Raw genomic sequence first — 18,854 nt, 5'->3', positions numbered from 1 at the left:
GTGTGGGGGCGGGCTCGTTGTCGCGGCGCGGGGTGTGGGTTATTGTTTTTGCGCATTGTGGGTCGCCCCCGGGGGGCTTAGGGGGGGGGGGGGCGGGCCCCCCCCGGACCGGGCGCCCCCCCACGCCTTCGCGGGGCGCTTCAGCATGCTGGTGCGCCTGGCGACGGTCGATATCGGCTCCTGGGTGCTGCCGCTGATCGTTCTGGCCCTGGTCGCGCCGCGTGCCGGCATTGGCGGCCGCTTCGTCCACTATGTCGTCGCCAGCAACTGGGCTTCGGCCATCACCGCCTGGCTGATGCTGCCCTCGGCGCTGATCAGACTCTTCCTGTCGTCCGCGAGCCAGGTTTCGAGCCTTGTGTCGCTGCTGTTGTTTGCCCTGTCGATGGTGCTGACCTGGCGCATGACCAACGCCACAATCGGCAGGGGCGCTGCCGTCGGCACCGCCGTTTTCGTCGGGATGTTCGTCGCCTCGCTGTTGGTGCTGTTCGGCCTGCAGGCGCTGCTCGGCATCACCGTGCCGGACGATGTCGGGGCTCAGAGCCTTTCCGGGTTCGTCTCCGGATAGAGTCTTCCGGCCTCTATCCTGGTTAGAGCCCTTTCGGCCTCTATCCTGGATAGTCGACCTCAGGATGATCGACGCCCGAATAATCGACGCCGATGAGAAACAGCCCGTCGGGTGGCGCCACCTGGCCGCAGGCGGCGCGGTCGTGCGCCTCAAGCGCTGCTTTCAGGTCGGCTGCGGTCCAGCCGCCGTCGCCGACGCGCTTGAGGGAACCGACCATCGAACGCACTTGATTGTGCAGGAAGGAGCGCGCCGAAGCCCGCACCTCGATCACGTCATCTTGCCTGCTCACGTCGAGCCGTTCCAGCGTCCTGATCGGACTGTTGGCCTGGCACTGGGTCGAGCGGAAGGTGGTGAAGTCATGCCGTCCGAGCAGGACCTTTGCCGCCTCATGCATGGCGCCGGCGTCGAGCCGCTTCGGCACCCACCACACCTTGCCCTTGTCGAGCGCGGCCGGCGCCCGGCGGTTGAGGATGCGGTAGAGATAGTGGCGGCCGGTGGCCGAGAAGCGCGCGTCGAAACCGTCGGAGACGACCATCGCCTTCAGGACGACGATGCGTGCGCCGGCCGCCTGCAGATGGGCGTTGACGGCATCGCGCACCTTGTCGCTGGGCCACGCCTTGGCGAGATCGACATGCGCAACCTGGGCGGTCGCATGCACGCCGGCATCGGTGCGGCCGGCGGCGCGCAGCCTGACCGCCTCGCCGCAGAATTTTTCGATCGCCTGCTCGATCGCCTGCTGCACCGACGGCTGGTCCGCCTGGTGCTGCCAGCCGGCAAACAGGCTGCCGTCATATTCGATGTCGAGGCGAAAACGCGGCATGCCGGGTGGCTATACGCTCTCGCCTAGGCGGCGAGAGCGGTGAAGGCCGAGGCGTAGACCAGTCTGCCGGCTTCCGGGGCGTCGCCCCAGGCCAGGGCCTGCAGCGCTTCGCCCTGGTAGTCGCTTTCGAAGTCCTGGGCACGCGTGTGGCTGTAGCCGAAACGCCCGTAATAGGCCGGATCGCCCAGCACTACGGCAAGCGTTTCGCCGCCATCCCTGAGGCGGATATGCGCCGCGCGGATCAGCGCGCCACCGATGCCGCTGCCGTGGAACGAGGGCTCCACCGCCAGCGGCGCCAGCGCCACGGCCGCGAAGCTCTTGCCGCCATTCTGGACGAACAGCCGCGAAAACAGGATGTGGCCGACCACCTGGCCGTCTTCTTCCGCCACCAGTTCGGCAACCGCGTCGCCGCCGGTCACCAGCGCGTCGACCAGCCCGGCCTCCGCCTGCTGACCGAAAGCGTGTTCCTCGACGAGGCGAATGGCCTCGCGATCCCGCGGCGTGGCCGCGCGTATCGACATCATGCTCATGAGAATTTCATTCCTTTTTCGATCTTGGCCCCGCGCAGGAATTCCGACGCGGCAGCGGGCCTTCCGCCCGCCCGTTGAACTTCGACCAGCCTGATCGCGCCTGATCCGCAGGCAACCGTCAGCCGGTCATCGAGAATTCCTCCCGACTCGCCCAAATCTTCCGAAAGCGACAGGCCTTCGGACAGCGTCGAGCGAAGCAGTTTCAGCCGCTCCAGGCGGCCGCCAATTCCTATCTCGGACCAGGCGCCGGGAAAGGGCGACAGGCCGCGTATATGATTGTGGACCTCGCTCGCCGAGCGAGTCCAGTCCACGCGAGTCTCGGATTTATCGATTTTCTTGGCATAGGCCACCCCATCCACAGCTTGTGCGGTAAATGTCAGGGTGTTCCTCTCCAGTCGCGCCAGTGCTTCCACCATCAGGGTTGCACCAACACTCATCAACCGATCATGCAGATCGCCGGCCGTCATATCGGGTTCGATGGCGCATTTTTCAACCAGTCCGACCGGACCGGTGTCCAGACCCTCTTCCATGCGCATCACCATCATGCCGCTTTCGAAGTCGCCGGCCATGATGGCGCGCTGGATCGGTGCGGCGCCGCGCCAGCGCGGCAAGAGCGAGGCATGGCCGTTGATGCAGCCAAGCCGGGTTGCCTCCAGAACGGCCTTAGGCAGCAGCAAGCCGTAGGCGACAACCACGGCGACATCAGCCTGCAAGGCACGGAACGCGGCTTGCTCGGCCTCGCCCTTGAGCGAAGTCGGTGTCCGGATCTCGATGCCCAGCCGCTCGGCCTCGCGCTGCACCGGCGACGGCGTCAGCTCCAGCCCACGCCGTCCAGCGGCGCGCGGCGGCTGGGTGTAGACGGCTGATATCTCATGTCCGGCCTCGGCAATCGCACGCAGCGTCGGCACCGAAAACTCCGGCGTGCCCATGAAGATGACGCGAAGGGGCATTTCCCCTATCCCACCAGCTTGCCCGGCGCCTTGTCCTTGGCGAGCTTCTTGAATTTCTTCACCACCATGTCGCGCTTCAGCTTCGAGATGTGGTCGATGAACAGGACACCATTGAGGTGATCGATCTCGTGCTGCAGGCAGGTCGCCATCAGGCCCTCGGCCTCCAGCTCCTGCAACTTGCCGTCACGGTCGAGATATTTCACCCGCACGGAGGCCGGGCGTTCGACCTCGGCGTAATAATCCGGGATCGACAGGCAGCCTTCCTCGTAGACGGAGCGCACATCGGCGCTCTCCAGGATTTCTGGATTGATGAAGACGTGCGGCGCCGGCGTCTCGTCTTCCTTGGCCAGATCGATAACCAGCATGCGCAGCGGCTCGCCGATCTGGATTGCCGCAAGCCCGATGCCGGGCGCATCATACATGGTCGCCAGCATGTCGTCGGCTAATTTGCGCAAAGGCGCGTCGACACGCTCCACGGGCTTCGAAACCTGGCGCAGGATGGGGTCGGGAAGAATGATGAGCGGCTTGATCGGCATGGCGTTCCACCTAAGACCTCCAGCGAAAAGCGTCAACCGCTGGGCTTGAGGCACGTTCACGTTTTGATCTGTGCTATCGGGGCGAATCGTCTATGCTGTCCACATGAATGATCTGAGCACCATCCTTTCGGAACCTGTCGCCCGGCTTGGCGCCACCACGATCACGCTCGGCCATGCACTGGCCTTCGGCACCTTGCTGTTCCTCGGCCTGTTCGTGGCGCTCGTCATCGCGCTGTGGCGGTCGGCCAAGGCGCGCGCAGTCGCCGCCGCCGAAGCCGCCGACCATGCCCGTGACGCCGAGGCGAGGATGGCCGGCATATTGCAAAGCCAGGCCGAGATGCAGGGCCGCATGGGCGCCATCGCCGAAGTGTTCGGAGCACGGCAGGCGGAGCTGACGCAGTCGATCGGCCAGCGTCTCGACGCCATGACCGGCCGCCTCGGCCAGACCATGACCGAGCAGACCAAATCGACGCATGAAAGTCTGGCCAAATTGCAGGAGCGGCTGGCGATCATCGATGTCGCGCAAGGCAACATCCAGTCGCTCGCCGGCCAGGTCGTGCAGTTGCAGGCGATACTCTCCAACAAGCAGACGCGCGGCGCCTTCGGCCAGTCACGCATGGAGGCGATCGTCGCCGACGGCCTGCCGCACGGCGCCTATGAATTCCAGGCGACGCTGTCGAACGGCAGCCGGCCCGACTGCCTGGTGAAGATGCCGAACGGCGCGCCGTCGCTTGCCATCGACGCCAAGTTTCCGCTGGAAGCCTGGAATGCCATCCGCGCCGCCGACGGCGCCGACCTGCAGAAGGCCGCCTCGCAGGCCTTTCGCCGCGACATCGAGATCCATGTCCGCGATATATCGGAAAAATATCTGATCCAGGGCGAGACGCAGGACACTGCCTTCATGTTCGTGCCGTCGGAATCGGTGTTCGCCGAGATCCATGAGAATTTCGAGGCGATCGTCCACAAGGCGCATCGCGCCCGCGTTGTCATCGTCTCGCCGTCGCTGCTGATGCTGTCGATCCAGGTTATCCAGGCGATACTCAAGGATGCCCGCATGCGCGAACAGGCGCATTTGATCCAGGGCGAGGTCATCCGGCTGATGGAAGACGTTGCGCGTGTCGACGAGCGGGTGCGCAAGCTGCAGGTCCATTTCGGCCAGTCGGCCAAGGACATCGACGACATCCTGGTTTCGACGTCGAAGGTCACCAAGCGCGGCCAGAAGATCGAGGCGCTGGAATTCGGCGCGCAGCCCGACGGCGATGCCGCAGCGGACGCAGCATCACGGGCTCCTGCTGCGAAGGTTGACGCGGGTGCACGCGTTGCTGATTCGAAAACCGGACAGCTCAGGCTGAGGGTCGTCGAAGGCGACGACTAAGCCCCGCTACTGCTCCTCTATGGTGGTCATGCCCTTAAATTCAGGCAGCCAGTGCAGCGCCGAGCGGTGCCATTTCTGCTGTGTCGGAACCAGATCCTCGCGTTGCCGCGCGGTTCCCGTTCGAATTCCGTAGACCTTCGGACCATCTCCGACCGATGTGGCGTAAAGGTGCGAACCGCAGTCGGCGCAAAAGGCCTGGGCGCGCTTGGCGCCGCTCGCCACGATCTTGATGTAGATTTTCGGCGTACCCTTGGTGATGCGGTAGTTGCTTTCGGGCGCCGGAACCGTCACGCGAAAAGCCGTGCCGGTCAGTTGCTGGCAGTCCGTGCAGTGGCAGATATTCGTCTTTTCAGGATCGACCTCCGCCTCATAGGTGATGGCGCCACAATGGCAGCCGCCGTCGATTTTCATCTTCGTTCCTCCAAAGTCTTTCTAATCTTAGCGGGGCAAGACCGTGAGGCAATGGCGCTGCGCTAAGGTGTGTTGATATTCAGGTGATGCCGGCCTCCAAACGGTAGCTTCCTGCGCTTCCGGTGCTCACGTACCCAAAAGTACGCTCCGCTCCGGTTCTCGGAATCCACCGTTTTCGACTCGGCCTGACCTGAATCTCAACGCACCTTAGTCCAGTGCCGGATCGGATGGGGAGTCGATCAGCTTGCGCCGCTTCTCCCAGGTGCCGGTGGTCTGCGGCTTGACGAACAGCCGGATGATCTCCGGCATCTCACTCTTTAGCTTCGCTTCCAATCGCTCCACACAAGCTTCGATCTCCGGCGCCGTCAGATGATCCTCGAACTCGATGCTCAGGCCGGCGACGATCTCTGCCGGCCCCATATGGACAGTCAGAACGCCGTTCGCCCGTTGCACCGCCGGATCCTGCTGGGCGATCGCCAACACCTGTCTCTGCACCTCGGGCGAGGCCGGCTCGCCGATCAGCAAGCCCTTACTTTCGCGGGCCAGGAAAATCGCCGTCGCGCCAAGGATCAGCCCGATGCCGATCGAGGCGGCGCCATCGAGTTCCGGCATTTCCAGCAGTTCCGCCGCCAGGATCCCGGCGAAGGCGACGATCAGGCCGAGAAGTGCCGCACTGTCCTCGAACAGCACGGTGTAGACGCTCGGATCCTTGCTTGACTGCACGGCCCGCAGCCAGCCTTCGTTGCCCTTCTGCTTGCGGAACTCCTTCAGCGCCACCAGCCAGGAGCTGCCTTCGAACAGGAAGGAAAGGCCCAGGACGATATAGTTCACCTTGACGTTGGCGACCGGTTCCGGCGCCATGATGTGGATCACGCCCTCGTAGAACGATACGCCGGCGCCCACGGCAAAGACCAGAAGTGCGACGATGAAGCTCCAGAAATACAGCTCGCGGCCGTGACCGAGCGGATGCGTGCGGTCGGCCGGGCGGGCGGCGCGATGCATGCCGTAGAGCAGCAGGCTGCCATTGCCGGTATCGACCAGCGAGTGCACGCCTTCTGACAGCATCGCCGAGCTGCCGGTGAAGAAGGCTGCCGCGAACTTGGTCAGCGCGATGGCGAGATTGCCGGCCAGTGCCGCGTAGATGACCCTTTTTGAGCCGTCATGCCCAGCCATGGTGTGTTGTCCCCGCTCGAGGCGCCCAGTCTAACGGCCAGACCGCCGAAGCTCCATAGGCAACGCGCGAGTAGCCCGGTCGTTCAAGACGGCGGTTGCTAAAGCGGTCACTGGCCAAAGACCGGCGGGCAGAAGACGGCGATTATTCGACGATCTCTTCGGTCCACACCTTGAAGCCGGCAAGCGTCCCCGGCCCGAAAATATGGGTCAGCGGCACATCGGCGGCGTCACGGCCGGAGGCGATCAGGAAGCGGCCGATGCGCGGCGCATTGTTGCGCGGGTCGAAGACGTGCCAGCGGCCGCCGAGATAGACCTCCATCCAGGCGCAGAAATCCATGCTCGCCCAAGGCTTTGGCATACCGATGTCGCTGATGTAGCCGGTGCAATAGCGCGTCGGGATGTTGAGTGCCCGACAGAAGGCGACGGCGAGATGTGCGTAGTCGCGGCACACGCCGCTCTGTTCGCGATAGGCCTCGGCAGCGGTGCGTGTCGGCCGCGCATGGCCGTAGTTGAAGACGATATGATTATGGACGAAGTCGCAGACCGCCTGAACGCGTGGAATGCCAAGCGGCGTGTTGCCGAACAGCCGCCACGCCTCACCAGCCAGAAGGTCGCTCTCGCAAAACCGGCTGGGCAGCAGGAACAGCAGCGTATCCGCCGGCAGGTCGCGCACCTCGTGCTGCCAGGCCATCAGGTCGCCCATCTCGAAGGTGCCGGGATCGCGGATCACTGCATCCGTGCCGAAAGTGAAACGCCCGGGCGGGGCGACGAACCGGTTGCACCAGTTGCCGAAACTGTCGCGATAGCTCTCGATCGGCACCGGCGGATTGGAGATCAGGAAATCCGGCCGCTCGAGATCGGAGGCGCGGGAATAGTGGACATTCAGCATCGCTATGAGCGGCGTTTCCTGCGGGAAGTCGAAGCTCATCTCGCAGCCGATGTGGATTCGCATTGTCGTCCTGGCGGCCTGCCCGACGATCACCCGGCGACGGCACGGGTTGATGCTGCAGTGCGAAAATGACCATGGCACGGACCGCCATGGTTTACGAGCAAATTAGAAACCGGTTGAAAGCGGCCGGCTGACGGCGGCGACAGGCGCTGGCCTCTTGCAGTCGGGCGTTTCTCTTGTTTCACTTCGCTTCCCGCAATCGGAGGAACGAATCATGGCTAAAGGTGCGATGAAGGCAGGCAAGGAAGCCCGCAAACCGAAGAAGGACGCCAAGAAGCCCGCCCCGGCTCCGGCCCTGAAGGCGCCGCCGGTCAAGGCGATGAAGCTCAAGGACAAGTAAGTCCCGCCCATCCGCTTCGGAACAAGATTACGACCGGCAACGCTGTTGCCGGTCGTTGTTGATCGAGCGCCCGAAATTCCTATATTGGCACGGCGGGGACGACCTCGCGCTTTCCCCGAATCCGGTCGGGACGACCCGCCATTGTTTGATAGAGCATAGGACTCCGAAAACCACTTTTCGGTCCGATGTTCCGATGGAGCGTTGTCGATGTCTTGGATTCTTCTCTTTTTTGCCGGCCTGTTCGAGATCGGCTGGGCAATCGGCCTCAAATACACCGACGGCTTTTCCAAGCTGATCCCGACCGTGCTGACCGTTGCCTCGATGATCGTCAGCCTCACTCTGCTCGGTCTTGCGCTGAAGGCGCTGCCGGTCGGTACCGCCTATGCGGTGTGGACGGGCATCGGCACCGTAGGCACGGCACTGCTCGGCATCTGGCTGCTCGGCGAGCCGGCCACTGCGATCAGGCTAGTCTGCATCGCGCTCATCGTCTGCGGCATCATGGGATTGAAGTTCGCCGCCTGACCATAGCGGCAGACAAACACGTTCAGGGCCGCTGCGAGGCGACCCTGATTCTCGAAGCACATTGCTTCGTAGCTAGAGGCTAGCGGGCGGAGAAGCCCGGAGGCGTTCTGCCGGTACGCTGCTTGCGCGCCGCATAACGCGCGTCGCGCTTGGCCTTGCGTTCTGCTTCGTCGGCCAGAAAACGGGCGATGCGCTCGTTCTCTTCGGATTCCCGAATCTTGGCCTCAGCCTGTGCAGCTTCCTCGGCGGCGATACGCGCCGCCTCGGCTGCTGCCTCGCGCTCGGCCCTCTCGACCGCTTCGCGTGCCAGCTTTTCCTGCTTCAGCCGGGCCTTTTCAGCTTCGCGGATTTCGCGAGCCGCGAGGATCGCCTTGCGTTCGGCCTGCCGCGCCAGCACTGCGGGATCATCCGCCGCCGGCTTTGCCTTGAAGCGCTCGAGAAGCGCCTTCTTTGCCTCGTTTGCGGCGTTGCGCCGCTCGAAAACGTCTTTTTCCCTGTAGATAGCCAAGTCCACTTCCCTGAAGTCAATTCGCGACGCTTACATACGCGCGAAAACCGAGAGTTCAAGCGCCAAAACGGCATGGCAGCCATGAAATTATTGGCTGTTGCAGCCGGGAGACGCCTTGGAGCAATTCCAGGAAAAGTGTGAAGAGGTTTTCCGTCCGGAATTGCGACGAATAGGTAGAGCCGAAACCGACATGCACTGTTCACCGTCCGCCCCTCTGGCGGCGAGGCGGGGCGCTCGCTACCTCTAGCCCGAAAACCCAACACCAGGATGACATGACATGGAACTCGGTCTCTACACTTTCGCCGACGTCAGCCCGCAGCCGGGCCCTGGCGCCATCGGTCCGCATGAGCGGCTGCGCAATCTGATTGAGGAGGTCGAACTGGCCGACCAGGTCGGCCTCGACGTCTTCGGCCTTGGCGAACATCACCGGCCGGATTATGCCGCCTCCGCGCCGGTCGTGGCCCTGGCCGCGGCCGCCGAGCGCTCGAAGCGCATCAAGCTGACCAGCGCGGTCACCGTCCTGTCTTCCGATGATCCGGTGCGTGTCTTCCAGCAATTCGCCACGCTCGACCTCCTGTCGGGCGGCCGCGCCGAGATCATGGCCGGGCGCGGCTCGTTCATCGAATCCTTTCCGCTGTTCGGCTACAACCTCGAGGACTATGACGAGCTGTTCGCCGAAAAGCTCGACCTGCTGCTTGCCATCCGCGATAGCGTGAAGGTTACCTGGTCCGGCAATCTGCGCGCATCGATCAACGATCGCGGCGTTTATCCCCGGCCTTTCCAGGACAGGCTGCCGGTCTGGATCGCGATTGGCGGGACGCCACAGTCTGCCGCCCGCGCTGGCGCCCTCGGCCTGCCGCTGGCGCTCGCCATCATTGGCGGTGAGCCGGCGCGTTTCGCGCCGCTGTTCGATCTTTACCGCGAGGCCGCCAAGCGCGCCGGCAGCGATCCGGCGGGCCTTGCCACCAGTATCAACGTGCACGGCTTCATCGCCGAGACGACCGAGCAGGCAGCCGACGACTTCTACGGTCCGCAGGCGGAGGTGATGAACCGCATCGGCCGCGAGCGCGGCTGGGGTCCGACATCGCGGGCGCATTTCGACCAGTCGCGTGGTCCCAATGGCGCACTGTTCGTCGGCAACCCCGAGCAGGTGGCCGAAAAGATCGTCGCCCAGCACAAGATCTTCGGCAACGACCGCTTCCTGCTGCAGATGGCGATCGGCACCATGCCGCATGCCAAGATCATGAAGGCGATCGAACTCTACGGCACCAGGGTGGCGCCGATCGTGCGCAAGGAAACGGCGAAATCCGCGCTGGCGCTGGCAGCGCCCGTTGCCTGAAGCCAATCGCAAGGCCCACATTTCAGGCCTTGCCTGCAATGCCGGCTAACGGAACCTTGAGCCTGCGGAGACGTTTCGTCAGCGGAATGCACCAATTGCGGTGCACCGCTGAGAGATCGTTATGAAAGCCGAACCCGCCGCTCTGGGCGCAGGTGTTGCCGATGAGCCGGATTCACGGGTCGCGGCTCGTGCCGACACGCGTCTGATGCGTTCGCTCCTCGTCGGCATCTTCCTGTTCATGGCCGTCTATGCGCTTTACTTCGCCCGCGCCTTCTTCATGCCGGTCATCCTGGCTTTCCTGCTGACGCTGACGCTGACGCCGATCGTCCGGCTGCTGCGCAAGCGCGGCATCCCCGAAGTGGTTTCGGCAACCGTGCTGGTGCTGCTGTCGCTTTTCGTTTTCGCCAGTGCCGGCTATTTGCTCAGCGGTCCGGTCATCGAACTCATCAACAACACCTCGTCGATAGGCCAGCGACTCACCGAACGGCTGGCGCAATTGCGGCGTCCGCTCGAGAAGATCATGCAGATTTCGCATCAGATCGAACAGCTGACCGAGACCTCGCAGGAGCCGGGCATTCAGAAGGTTGCGGTGGCGCAGTCCGGCATTCTGTCGGCAGCAGCCAGCAACATCCTGTCGGCGGGAACAAGCCTCACCATAATCTTCGTGCTGTCGCTGTTCCTGCTCGCCTCCGGCACGATGTTCTATGAAAAGATCGTCCAGTCCTTCACCCGTCTCAGCGAAAAGAAGCGGGCGCTGCGCGTCGTCTATGACGTTGAACGGGAAATCTCGCACTATCTGCTCACCGTCACCATCATCAATGCCGGACTCGGCGCCGTCATCGGCCTTGGCCTGTGGGCACTCGGCGTGCCCAACCCGCAAGTCTGGGGCATCACTGCCGCCATGCTCAACTTCCTGCCCTATGTCGGCGCGCTGTTGACCATCATACTTGTCACGATCATGTCGCTGATCAGCTTCGACACCATCTCCTACGCGCTGCTGGCTCCGGCCTTCGTGTTGTTGTGCGATATCGTCGAAGGCCAGTTCGTGACCCCGACCGTGGTCGGCCGCCGCCTCGAGATCAATGCCGTGGCGATCCTGATCGCCATCGCCTTCTGGTCGTGGCTGTGGGGCTTCGTCGGAGCCTTGATGGCGGTGCCGCTGCTGGTCGTCATCAAGGTGTTCTGCGATCATTTCGACGGGCTGAGCCATGTCGGCAATTTTCTCGCCGCACAGCACACGGCTGTCATCGAGGACGAGGACATCGCCGACACCGAAACTGCAAAAGGCTGATCAATATTTTTGAATTTGCGGCGTCATCGGATGCTTCCTACATGCGGTCCTGACACAGGATACCGTTCATGACCGACCTTTCCGTCCTCGACCTGTCGCCGATCATCGAAGGCAGCGATGCCTCGCAGTCGCTGGCCAATTCACTCGATCTTGCCCGTCATGCCGAGCGGCTGGGCTACAAGCGCTTCTGGCTGGCCGAGCATCACAACATGCCGGGCATCGCCAGCGCCGCCACCGCGGTCGTCATCGCCCATGTCGCCGGCGGCACCAAGACCATTCGCGTCGGTGCCGGCGGTATCATGCTGCCCAACCATTCGCCCTTGGTGATTGCCGAGCAGTTCGGCACGCTGGCCGCCTTGCATCGGGGCCGCATCGATCTCGGCATCGGTCGGGCGCCCGGCACTGACATGGGCACGGCCCGAGCCTTGCGCCGCAACCTCGAGGCCGGGGTCGATAATTTTCCGCAGGATGTCGTCGAGTTGATGGGCTATTTCCAGCCGGCCGAGGAAGGCCAGCGCATCCGCGCCGTGCCGGGCGAGGGCCAGAACGTGCCGGTCTGGATCCTCGGCTCCAGCCTCTACGGCGCGCAGCTCGCCGCCATGCTCGGCCTGCCCTACGCCTTCGCCTCGCATTTCGCGCCGGCGGAGCTTGACCACGCGCTGGATGTCTATCGTTCGCGCTTCCAGCCGTCGGAGCAGCTCGACAAACCGCATGTCATGCTCGGCCTCAACGTCTTTGCCGCGCCCACCGACGCCGAGGCACGTTTGTTGTTCACCTCGTTGCAACAGGCTTTCGTCAATCTGCGCACCGGTCGGGCCGGCCGGCTGCCGCCACCTATCGAGAACTATGACCGCGATCTCGATCCGATGGCCAAGACCATGCTCAGCCAGGCATTGTCCTGTGCCGTCGTCGGCTCCCCGGAAACGGTCAGGCAAGGCATCGACGCCTTCGTGCGCCGCACCGGCGCCGACGAGCTGATGGTCACCGCGCAGATATCAGACCATGCGGCGCGGGTGCGGTCGTTCGAGATCCTGGCCGAGGCCCATAAATCACTGTCGCAAGCGGCCTGACAATTTTCTGGACCGCCAAGCGAAGTGCAAGGACCCGAACTTCGTGGCCTACCTGCGCCATGTCTTCGAGGTCACCGGTGAGAGACTCGCCAGGCCGTACCGATCAAATCCGTTCAAGACCCCATCCCGCAAGGAGTGTATCATGCAAGCCGTACAGCGCCAGATTGCTGAACAGCTCAAGGTCCAGCCACCGTTCGCCGACCAGGCCGCCCTCGAAGCCGAAGTGGCGCGGCGGATAGCCTTTATCCAGGATTGCCTGCTGAACTCCGGGCTCAAGACCCTGGTGCTGGGCATCAGTGGCGGCGTCGACTCACTGACTGCCGGCCTGCTGGCCCAGCGCGCCATGCGCGAGCTGCGCGAACGCACCGGCAACCTGGACTACCGCTTTATTGCGGTGCGCCTGCCGTACGAAACCCAGTTGGACGAACACGAAGCCCAGGTTTCGGTGGACTTTATCGCCGCCGACGAGCGCCACACGGTGAACATCGGCCCGGCGGTCAAATCCCTGGCCGGGGAAGTCGCGGCCTTCGAAGGCAAGGCCGCGGTGTCGCGGGACTTCGTCCTCGGCAATACCAAGGCGCGCATGCGCATGGTCGCGCAATACACGCCGGGGCGGCCCATGGCCTGGTGATCGGCACCGACCACGCGGCGGAAGCGGTAATGGGTTTCTTCACCAAGTTCGGGGACGGCGCCTGCGACCTGGCGCCGTTGAGCGGGCTGGTGAAGAACCAGGTCCGGGCCATCGCCCGGCACTTCGGCGCGCCGGAGTTCCTGATAGAAAAAATCCCCACCGCCGACCTTGAGGACCTGGCACCGGGCAAGCCTGACGAAGCCTCCCACGGCGTCACCTATGCCGAGATCGACGCCTTCCTGCACGGCGAGCCGGTACGCCAGGAAGCCTTCGATATCATCTGCCGGACGTACGAAAAGACCCATCACAAGCGTGAAATGCCATTTGCGCCATGATTCGGGCATCAGGACCGCGAGGTCGAACTGTTCATTCGCGCCGCTGGCCGGCAGCTTGGCTATGTCGAAGAGCACATGAACGCCTGCCTGGCCGGCATGCTTGTGGTCGAAGAAGCCGGCGGCATGGTCGTGAAGCCGATCCAAAGACGGTGCTGCAGGGCGGGACACTGGTCATCACCGGCGGCAAGGGCGTCTTCCCCAAACTGCACACGCTCTGTTCCGAAGCGTTCAAGCTTTAGGATACGACAAGTCAGGCGCTCACACTCTGCGCCATCGCTCCCAGGGGGCGGCATGAATTGCGGATCATCAGCCGGCCCTTGAGCACCAGCTTGCGTGGTGGCGCGTCCCTGTTGCCGGCCAGACGGTCGAGCAAGAGATTGGCCGCCTGTTCGCCGATCGCCTGCACCGGCTGGGCGACCGTGGTCAGCTGCGGCTGGAACACATCGGACCATGGAAAATCGTCGAAACAAGCGACCGAAATATCCTCCGGGCAGGACAGGCCGATGTCGCGGATCGCCTTCATGGTGCCGATCACCATCGGGTTGTTGGCCGAGAAGATCGCGCTTGGCCGATCATGCGAGGAAAGCATCTGCATGGTGGCGTTGTAGCCGTCGATCTCGTGGAAATTGCCGAAGCGGATCAGCTCCTCCGCGATCGGCAGGCCGGCGGCGTGAAGCGCCTCGCGATATCCCGTCATGCGGTCATGCATCGGCGAAATGTCCGACGTGCCGGTGATGTAGCCAATGCGCCGATGGCCGAGATTGATCAGATAGGTGATGGCGTCGAACACAGCGCGCTGGTTGTCGAGCACCACGGCATCGGTATCGACGCCTTCGCAGAGACGGTCGAGCAGCACGACCGGCACATTGGCGTCGTCGACGATCCGCTTGAGTATAGCGCCGTCGCCGACGCGCGCCACGATCAGCCCGTCGACCATGCGGTCGAGCAGCAGCCTGATCTGGTCGTCCTGGGTGTTCAAATCCTCGTCCGTGCAGCATAGCATGACGGCATAGCCGGCTCGGTCGAAGGCCTGCTGGATGACCGAGACGACATCGGTGAAGAACGGATTGGTGATGTGCGGCACGGTCAGCCCGATGGTGCGGGTCGTGCCCATCTTCAGGCTGCGGGCGATCGCATTGCGCTTGTAGCCGATATCGCGGATCGCCTGTTCGATACGCTGGCTGAGCTCCGGGCTGACCGTCGCCGTGCCGTTGATCAGCGCCGACACGGTGGCGACCGATACCCGCGCCGCCTCTGCCACGTGGAGCATGGTCGGCGCCGTGGATTTTCGCTTCTTAATCCGCTTGAATGCTGCCATTTCGAAACGTTTCGCCGCCCCCCTAGTGCCATACCTACGGAATCTTGCGGTTTTTCGCAAGAATTGAAATGCATCAGTCCAGCATTACCAGATAGCGGCTTGACATGATCGAAACGTTTAGATTAGCGTTTGGATGAGATTTGACGAGGACGGAAGGGAGGCCGCCATTGTCATGGAGCACGCGAGTTCCCTTTCCCCGGAGCACAATGCGGCGGATCGGTCAGAGACCGTTCTGAGCGCTGAGCGCATCTCCAAGAGCTTCGGCGGCATCGCCGCGCTGGTCGATGTCGGCTTTGAGCTGCGGCGCGGCGAGGTCCATGCCCTGATGGGCGAGAACGGCGCCGGCAAATCGACGCTGATGAAGATACTCTCTGGCGTCTACACCGGCTATGAAGGCACGATCAGCGTCGATGGCCGTCCCGTCAGCTTCGCCGGCGTGCGCGACGCCGAGGATGCCGGCATTGCCATCATCCATCAGGAACTTAACCTGGTGCCGGAACTCAGCGTCGCCGACAACATCTTCCTCGGCCGTGAGAAGCTGATTGCCGGGCTGATCGTCGACCGCAAGGCGAGCAGCCGCGCGGCGGGCGCCCTTTTGCAGCGGCTCGGCATCGAACTCGATCCGCAAGCTCGGGTCGGCGCCTTGCGCGTCGGCGAGCAACAGCTGGTCGAGATCGCCAAGGCGCTGTCGATGTCGGCACGTATCCTGATCATGGATGAGCCGACCTCGGCGCTGTCGCCGGCTGAATGCCAGCGGCTGTTCCGCATCATCCGCCAGCTTGCCGACAGCGGTGTCGCCATCGTCTACATCTCGCATCGCATCGACGAGGTCATGCATCTGGCCAGCCGCGTCACCGTGTTTCGCGACGGGCGCCATGTGCTGACCGAGCCGATGGCCGGGCTCGACGAGGATGCGATCATTTCGGCGATGGTCGGCCGCAACCTGCTGGCTTCCTCCGAGGGGGAGCGCGGCCCCAGTGGCAGGATCGTGCTTTCAGTCGAGAACCTGTCGCTGTCGAAACCAGATGCCCACGGCTGGCGCACGGTGATCGACGGCGTCGGCTTCGATCTTGCCGCCGGAGAAATCCTTGGCATTGGCGGGCTGCTGGGCTCGGGCCGCACCGAGATCCTGGAAGCGATCTTTGGCTCGAGCGATGGCCGCACCGGCGGCGAAATTCAAGTCGACGGCAGGCCCGTGGATATCCGCTCGCCGCGCGACGCGAGGCGGCTGGGCATCGCGCTGGTCACCGAGGATCGCAAGACGCAAGGCTTGCATCTGCAGGCCTCGATCACGGACAATGTGGCGCTGCCATTGGTCGGATCGCTGGCGCGCTTCGGCATCCGCTCGCTGGCCGGCGAGCAAGGGCTGGCGCGGCAGGCGGTCAAGGCGCTAGGCATTCGTTGCCAGGACATCGACCAACCCGCCGGCACGCTGTCGGGCGGCAACCAGCAGAAGGTCGTCATCGGCAAATGGCTGGCGACCAGGCCAAGGGTGCTGTTGCTGGACGAGCCGACGCGCGGCATCGATGTCGGCGCCAAGCGCGAGATCTACGACCTCATCTTCCAGTTGGCGCGCGAGGGCCTCGCCATCGCCGTCATCAGCTCCGAACTGCCGGAGCTTCTGCATCTCTCCGACCGCATCCTGGTTATGGCCGATGGCCGCCAGACAGGCATTCTTCCCCGCGATGCGGCAAGCGAGGAGGCCATCATGCGTCTCGCCGCCCCGCGCCGGACCATATCGAGACCAGCCGCATGACCGTCCTGAAACTCTTGTCCCAAACCAAGCTCTATTGGGGCCTGATCGCCATCTTCCTGATCGGCGTGCTGGGCTCGCCGATGAGCTCGAAGGGCAACAATATCTTCCTCTCCTACGGCAATCTGCTCGACGTGTTGCGCCAGGTGTCGACCACCGGCCTGATCGCCACCGGCATGACGGCGGTCATCATCACCGGCGGCATCGATCTCTCCGTCGGCTCGCTGATGGCCATCTGCACGGTGGTCTGCGCCATGCTGCTGACGGTTCCAGGCGTGACGCCGGGCGTCGTGCTGGGCGTGCCGACCGTCGCACTGGTGGCGCTTTGCCTCGGCTTCGTCGTCACCCGCTTCATCTTCCAGAACCTTGCAAAATCCCGTGCCGGTGCCGATGTCGCCCGTGAGATCAGGCTCGACGGTATTCGGGGCCTGGTCACGCCCGCCGTCGTCGGCGTGGTCCTGTGCTGCCTGTCGCTCTGGTACCTGCTGCCGCAGATCGAGCCGAAATTCGGCGTGCTCGGCGTGCTTCTGGTGGCGCCATGCGTCGGGTTGTTGTTCGGCGCGCTCAACGGCTTCATCATCGTTGCCGGACGCCTGCAGCCCTTCATCGTCACGCTGGCGATGATGGTGACGGCGCTCGGTATCGCCCGGCTCACCGCGGGCCAGAACAATGCAGTGCTGCCGGTCTATACCGGCTCGAACGCCACGGCAGATTTTGAGATATTGCGCTCGCTGGTGTTCGGCATCATCCCGATGCCCGGCCTGTTCTTTCTCGGCGCCATCCTGATCTATGGCGCGGTGCTGCGCTTCACGCCGTTCGGCCGCTATGTCTATGCCATCGGCGGCAATGAGGAGGCGGCGCGGCTTTCGGGCATCGCCGCCGGCCGCGTGAAGATCGCCACCTACGCCGTCTCCGGGCTGCTCGCCGGCATCGCCGCTGTGCTCTATGTCGCGCAGTACCGGCAAGGCAAGCCGGATGCCGGCGCCGGGCTGGAGCTTGACGCCATCGCCGCCGTCGTCATCGGCGGCACCAGCCTGATGGGCGGGCGCGGCAGCCTCACCGGCACGTTCTGCGGCGTGCTGATCTTCGGGCTGCTCTCCAACATCCTGCAGCTCCACAACATCAATTCGAACCTTCAGCTGGTGCTGAAGGGGATGATCATCATCGGCACCGTGCTCGTGCAGGAGCGCAATGCCGGTGATCTCCTGGCCTATCTGCGCCTGCCAGGCGGGCAAACGGCGCGCAAGGAAACGGCCGCGGCAAAGCGGCCGTCACAAGAGACATCGTCTCTCAATCTCGGAGGAAACAAAAATGAAACGACGTGACATGCTGAAGCTTGCCGCCGTGACCGCGGCACTGCTGACCACCACCGCACTGCTGACCACCGGCAATGCCTTCGCCCAGGACAAAAAGTGGAAGATTGGCTTCTCGCAGGTGACGACCATCGAGCCCTGGCGTGCGCAGTTCAACAAGGACATCCTGGCCGAAGCCGCCAAGCACCCCGAGGTTGAGCTGATCATCACCGACGGCGAGGACAAGACCGAAAAGCAGGTCGCCGATGTCGAGAACCTGATCCGCCAGGAGGTCGACGCACTGCTGGTGTCGCCGAAGGAATCCGCCGGCTTGACCGGCGTCGTGCAGCAAGCGATCGATGCCAAGATTCCGGTCTTCGTGCTCGACCGCAATGTCGACACCAAGGACTACACCCAGTTCGTCGGCGGCGACAACGCGCTGATCGGCCGCGCGGCCGGTGAATATGCCGTCGAACTGCTTGGCGGTAAGGGCAAGGCAGCCGGCAACGTCGTCGAGATCTGGGGCGGCATGGGCACTCAGCCGGCGCATGATCGCCATGACGGCTTCCATGAGTTCACCGACAAGGAACCGGGCATCAAATATCTGCTCGACCAGCAATCGGGCGACTGGAAGCAGGACCAAGCCTACAATTTGATGGCCAATGCGCTGAAGAGCAACGAGAAGATCGATCTCGTCTATGGCCACAACGACCCGATGGCCTACGGCGCCTATCTCGCCGCCAAGGATGTCGGCCGTGAGAAGGACATCAAGTTCATCGGCATCGACGGTCTGCCCAACGAAGGCGTGCAGATGGTGAACAAGGGCGAACTGACGGCGACCTTCACCTATGTCACCCCCGGCGCCGAAGGCCTGCGGCAGGCGATCAAGTTCCTCAATGGCGAGAAGGTCGAAAAGACCATCACCTTGCCGACCGAGAAGATCACCAAGGAAAACGCCGCCCAGGTGCTGAAGGACAACGGCCTCTGAGCAACAGGCGCGAGGGGTATAATTCAGCGCTGCCCCTCATCCGCCTGCCGGCACCTTCTCCCCGTATAGTGACCTATTGCATTCACACATCTCGGTTGCGTTTTGGGGCGAAGCTCGATTCTATTTGGGCCGGGACGCTGAAGGAGGTTTGAATGACC

Annotated in this window: 19 protein-coding genes and 1 pseudogene; 11 read left to right on the top strand and 9 right to left on the bottom strand. The window is 63.5% G+C overall.

From position 1 onward, the window contains the following. The coding region (locus NKJ06_RS28655) for a transporter (RefSeq protein ID WP_352811453.1) at positions 1-565 on the top strand (565 nt) is incomplete at its 5' end. A 40-nt stretch (positions 566-605) separates the two neighbouring features. Here NKJ06_RS28655 and truA read toward each other — a convergent pair. The 4 genes from truA to def are packed head-to-tail and all read right to left on the bottom strand — an operon-like array spanning position 606 to position 3,401. Continuing rightward, positions 606-1,385 carry a tRNA pseudouridine(38-40) synthase TruA gene (gene truA, locus NKJ06_RS28650; protein WP_352635589.1) on the bottom strand — a complete coding sequence of 260 codons (780 nt, stop codon included), beginning with the start codon at positions 1,383-1,385 and terminating at the stop codon, positions 606-608. A 23-nt stretch (positions 1,386-1,408) separates the two neighbouring features. Continuing rightward, on the bottom strand, positions 1,409-1,915 hold the full coding sequence (locus NKJ06_RS28645; protein ID WP_352811451.1) for a GNAT family N-acetyltransferase: 507 nt from the start codon (positions 1,913-1,915) through the stop codon (positions 1,409-1,411). Further along, positions 1,912-2,865, bottom strand: a complete 954-nt coding sequence (fmt, locus tag NKJ06_RS28640) for a methionyl-tRNA formyltransferase (protein ID WP_352635586.1) — start codon at positions 2,863-2,865, stop codon at positions 1,912-1,914. Before fmt ends, NKJ06_RS28645 begins: the two co-directional genes overlap by 4 nt. 5 nt (positions 2,866-2,870) lie before the next feature. After that, entirely contained in the window at positions 2,871-3,401 is a 531-nt protein-coding gene (gene def / locus NKJ06_RS28635; RefSeq protein WP_352635584.1) for a peptide deformylase, read from the bottom strand. 103 nt (positions 3,402-3,504) lie between these two features. Between def and NKJ06_RS28630 the strand changes: the two genes are divergently transcribed. After that, on the top strand, positions 3,505-4,776 hold the full coding sequence (locus NKJ06_RS28630; RefSeq protein WP_352635582.1) for a DNA recombination protein RmuC: 1,272 nt from the start codon (positions 3,505-3,507) through the stop codon (positions 4,774-4,776). A gap of 6 nt (positions 4,777-4,782) precedes the next feature. Here NKJ06_RS28630 and NKJ06_RS28625 read toward each other — a convergent pair whose 3' ends face one another. The 3 genes from NKJ06_RS28625 to NKJ06_RS28615 form a co-directional block, all read right to left on the bottom strand. After that, a complete protein-coding gene (locus tag NKJ06_RS28625; protein WP_352635580.1) occupies positions 4,783-5,187 on the bottom strand; it encodes a GFA family protein in 405 nt (134 codons plus the stop codon). Between the two features lie 207 nt (positions 5,188-5,394). Next, positions 5,395-6,360 carry a cation diffusion facilitator family transporter gene (locus NKJ06_RS28620; protein ID WP_352635579.1) on the bottom strand — a complete coding sequence of 322 codons (966 nt, stop codon included), beginning with the start codon at positions 6,358-6,360 and terminating at the stop codon, positions 5,395-5,397. A 142-nt stretch (positions 6,361-6,502) separates the two neighbouring features. Beyond that, entirely contained in the window at positions 6,503-7,312 is an 810-nt protein-coding gene (locus tag NKJ06_RS28615; protein WP_352635578.1) for a transglutaminase-like domain-containing protein, read from the bottom strand. Between the two features lie 211 nt (positions 7,313-7,523). On the opposite strand from NKJ06_RS28615, the gene NKJ06_RS28610 reads away from it, so the two are divergent. Together NKJ06_RS28610 and sugE are read left to right on the top strand one after the other, a co-directional pair. Beyond that, the gene (locus NKJ06_RS28610; RefSeq protein ID WP_013528464.1) at positions 7,524-7,649 is read left to right on the top strand and encodes a hypothetical protein; all 126 of its coding nucleotides are present in this window, start codon (positions 7,524-7,526) and stop codon (positions 7,647-7,649) included. A 207-nt stretch (positions 7,650-7,856) separates the two neighbouring features. After that, positions 7,857-8,171 (top strand): quaternary ammonium compound efflux SMR transporter SugE, encoded by a 315-nt coding sequence (sugE, locus tag NKJ06_RS28605; protein WP_352635576.1) that lies wholly within the window; start codon positions 7,857-7,859, stop codon positions 8,169-8,171. A 79-nt stretch (positions 8,172-8,250) separates the two neighbouring features. Here sugE and NKJ06_RS28600 read toward each other — a convergent pair whose 3' ends face one another. Beyond that, positions 8,251-8,679, bottom strand: coding sequence for a DUF6481 family protein (locus tag NKJ06_RS28600; protein ID WP_352635574.1), 429 nt, complete (start codon positions 8,677-8,679; stop codon positions 8,251-8,253). A gap of 277 nt (positions 8,680-8,956) precedes the next feature. On the opposite strand from NKJ06_RS28600, the gene NKJ06_RS28595 reads away from it, so the two are divergent. From NKJ06_RS28595 to nadE, 4 genes and pseudogenes are all read left to right on the top strand, one after another. After that, positions 8,957-10,018, top strand: coding sequence for an LLM class flavin-dependent oxidoreductase (locus NKJ06_RS28595; RefSeq protein WP_352635572.1), 1,062 nt, complete (start codon positions 8,957-8,959; stop codon positions 10,016-10,018). A gap of 121 nt (positions 10,019-10,139) precedes the next feature. Then, a complete protein-coding gene (locus NKJ06_RS28590; protein WP_352635570.1) occupies positions 10,140-11,309 on the top strand; it encodes an AI-2E family transporter in 1,170 nt (389 codons plus the stop codon). Positions 11,310-11,377: 68 nt separating this feature from the next. Further along, entirely contained in the window at positions 11,378-12,379 is a 1,002-nt protein-coding gene (locus NKJ06_RS28585; protein ID WP_352635568.1) for an LLM class flavin-dependent oxidoreductase, read from the top strand. Beyond that, positions 12,312-13,345 (top strand): annotated as a pseudogene (gene nadE, locus NKJ06_RS28580) (NAD(+) synthase). The gene NKJ06_RS28585 and the pseudogene nadE overlap by 68 nt, the downstream one beginning before the upstream one ends. 250 nt (positions 13,346-13,595) lie before the next feature. On the opposite strand, the gene NKJ06_RS28570 reads toward nadE, so the two are convergent. Continuing rightward, positions 13,596-14,615 (bottom strand): LacI family DNA-binding transcriptional regulator, encoded by a 1,020-nt coding sequence (locus tag NKJ06_RS28570; protein WP_352635564.1) that lies wholly within the window; start codon positions 14,613-14,615, stop codon positions 13,596-13,598. 220 nt (positions 14,616-14,835) lie between these two features. Here NKJ06_RS28570 and NKJ06_RS28565 point away from each other — a divergent pair, with 220 nt between their 5' ends. Genes NKJ06_RS28565 through NKJ06_RS28555 form a run of 3 tightly spaced genes read left to right on the top strand, consistent with a single transcriptional unit; the run spans position 14,836 to position 18,696 of the window. Continuing rightward, positions 14,836-16,419 (top strand): sugar ABC transporter ATP-binding protein, encoded by a 1,584-nt coding sequence (locus NKJ06_RS28565; RefSeq protein ID WP_352635562.1) that lies wholly within the window; start codon positions 14,836-14,838, stop codon positions 16,417-16,419. Next, positions 16,416-17,741 (top strand): ABC transporter permease, encoded by a 1,326-nt coding sequence (locus tag NKJ06_RS28560; RefSeq protein WP_352635560.1) that lies wholly within the window; start codon positions 16,416-16,418, stop codon positions 17,739-17,741. Before NKJ06_RS28565 ends, NKJ06_RS28560 begins: the two co-directional genes overlap by 4 nt. Further along, a complete protein-coding gene (locus tag NKJ06_RS28555; RefSeq protein ID WP_127411071.1) occupies positions 17,728-18,696 on the top strand; it encodes a substrate-binding domain-containing protein in 969 nt (322 codons plus the stop codon). The genes NKJ06_RS28560 and NKJ06_RS28555 overlap by 14 nt, the downstream gene beginning before the upstream one ends. Positions 18,697-18,854: the final 158 nt, after the last annotated feature.

This window comes from Mesorhizobium sp. M0293, from assembly GCF_040321735.1.
Lineage (GTDB): Bacteria > Pseudomonadota > Alphaproteobacteria > Rhizobiales > Rhizobiaceae > Mesorhizobium.
The sequence above is the reverse complement of the archived record's forward strand: the minus strand, read 5'-3'. Positions and strand labels throughout refer to the sequence as shown.

Coding starts and splice junctions, on each gene's coding strand:
- NKJ06_RS28590 (WP_352635570.1), top strand. CDS start 10,140: ATGAAAGCCGAACCCGCCGCTCTGGGCGCAGGTGTTGCCGATGAGCCG.
- NKJ06_RS28630 (WP_352635582.1), top strand. CDS start 3,505: ATGAATGATCTGAGCACCATCCTTTCGGAACCTGTCGCCCGGCTTGGC.
- NKJ06_RS28595 (WP_352635572.1), top strand. CDS start 8,957: ATGGAACTCGGTCTCTACACTTTCGCCGACGTCAGCCCGCAGCCGGGC.
- NKJ06_RS28620 (WP_352635579.1), bottom strand. CDS start 6,360: ATGGCTGGGCATGACGGCTCAAAAAGGGTCATCTACGCGGCACTGGCC.
- NKJ06_RS28610 (WP_013528464.1), top strand. CDS start 7,524: ATGGCTAAAGGTGCGATGAAGGCAGGCAAGGAAGCCCGCAAACCGAAG.
- fmt (WP_352635586.1), bottom strand. CDS start 2,865: ATGCCCCTTCGCGTCATCTTCATGGGCACGCCGGAGTTTTCGGTGCCG.
- NKJ06_RS28565 (WP_352635562.1), top strand. CDS start 14,836: ATGGAGCACGCGAGTTCCCTTTCCCCGGAGCACAATGCGGCGGATCGG.
- NKJ06_RS28585 (WP_352635568.1), top strand. CDS start 11,378: ATGACCGACCTTTCCGTCCTCGACCTGTCGCCGATCATCGAAGGCAGC.
- truA (WP_352635589.1), bottom strand. CDS start 1,385: ATGCCGCGTTTTCGCCTCGACATCGAATATGACGGCAGCCTGTTTGCC.
- def (WP_352635584.1), bottom strand. CDS start 3,401: ATGCCGATCAAGCCGCTCATCATTCTTCCCGACCCCATCCTGCGCCAG.
- NKJ06_RS28555 (WP_127411071.1), top strand. CDS start 17,728: ATGAAACGACGTGACATGCTGAAGCTTGCCGCCGTGACCGCGGCACTG.
- NKJ06_RS28625 (WP_352635580.1), bottom strand. CDS start 5,187: ATGAAAATCGACGGCGGCTGCCATTGTGGCGCCATCACCTATGAGGCG.
- NKJ06_RS28615 (WP_352635578.1), bottom strand. CDS start 7,312: ATGCGAATCCACATCGGCTGCGAGATGAGCTTCGACTTCCCGCAGGAA.
- NKJ06_RS28560 (WP_352635560.1), top strand. CDS start 16,416: ATGACCGTCCTGAAACTCTTGTCCCAAACCAAGCTCTATTGGGGCCTG.
- sugE (WP_352635576.1), top strand. CDS start 7,857: ATGTCTTGGATTCTTCTCTTTTTTGCCGGCCTGTTCGAGATCGGCTGG.
- NKJ06_RS28645 (WP_352811451.1), bottom strand. CDS start 1,915: ATGAGCATGATGTCGATACGCGCGGCCACGCCGCGGGATCGCGAGGCC.
- NKJ06_RS28570 (WP_352635564.1), bottom strand. CDS start 14,615: ATGCTCCACGTGGCAGAGGCGGCGCGGGTATCGGTCGCCACCGTGTCG.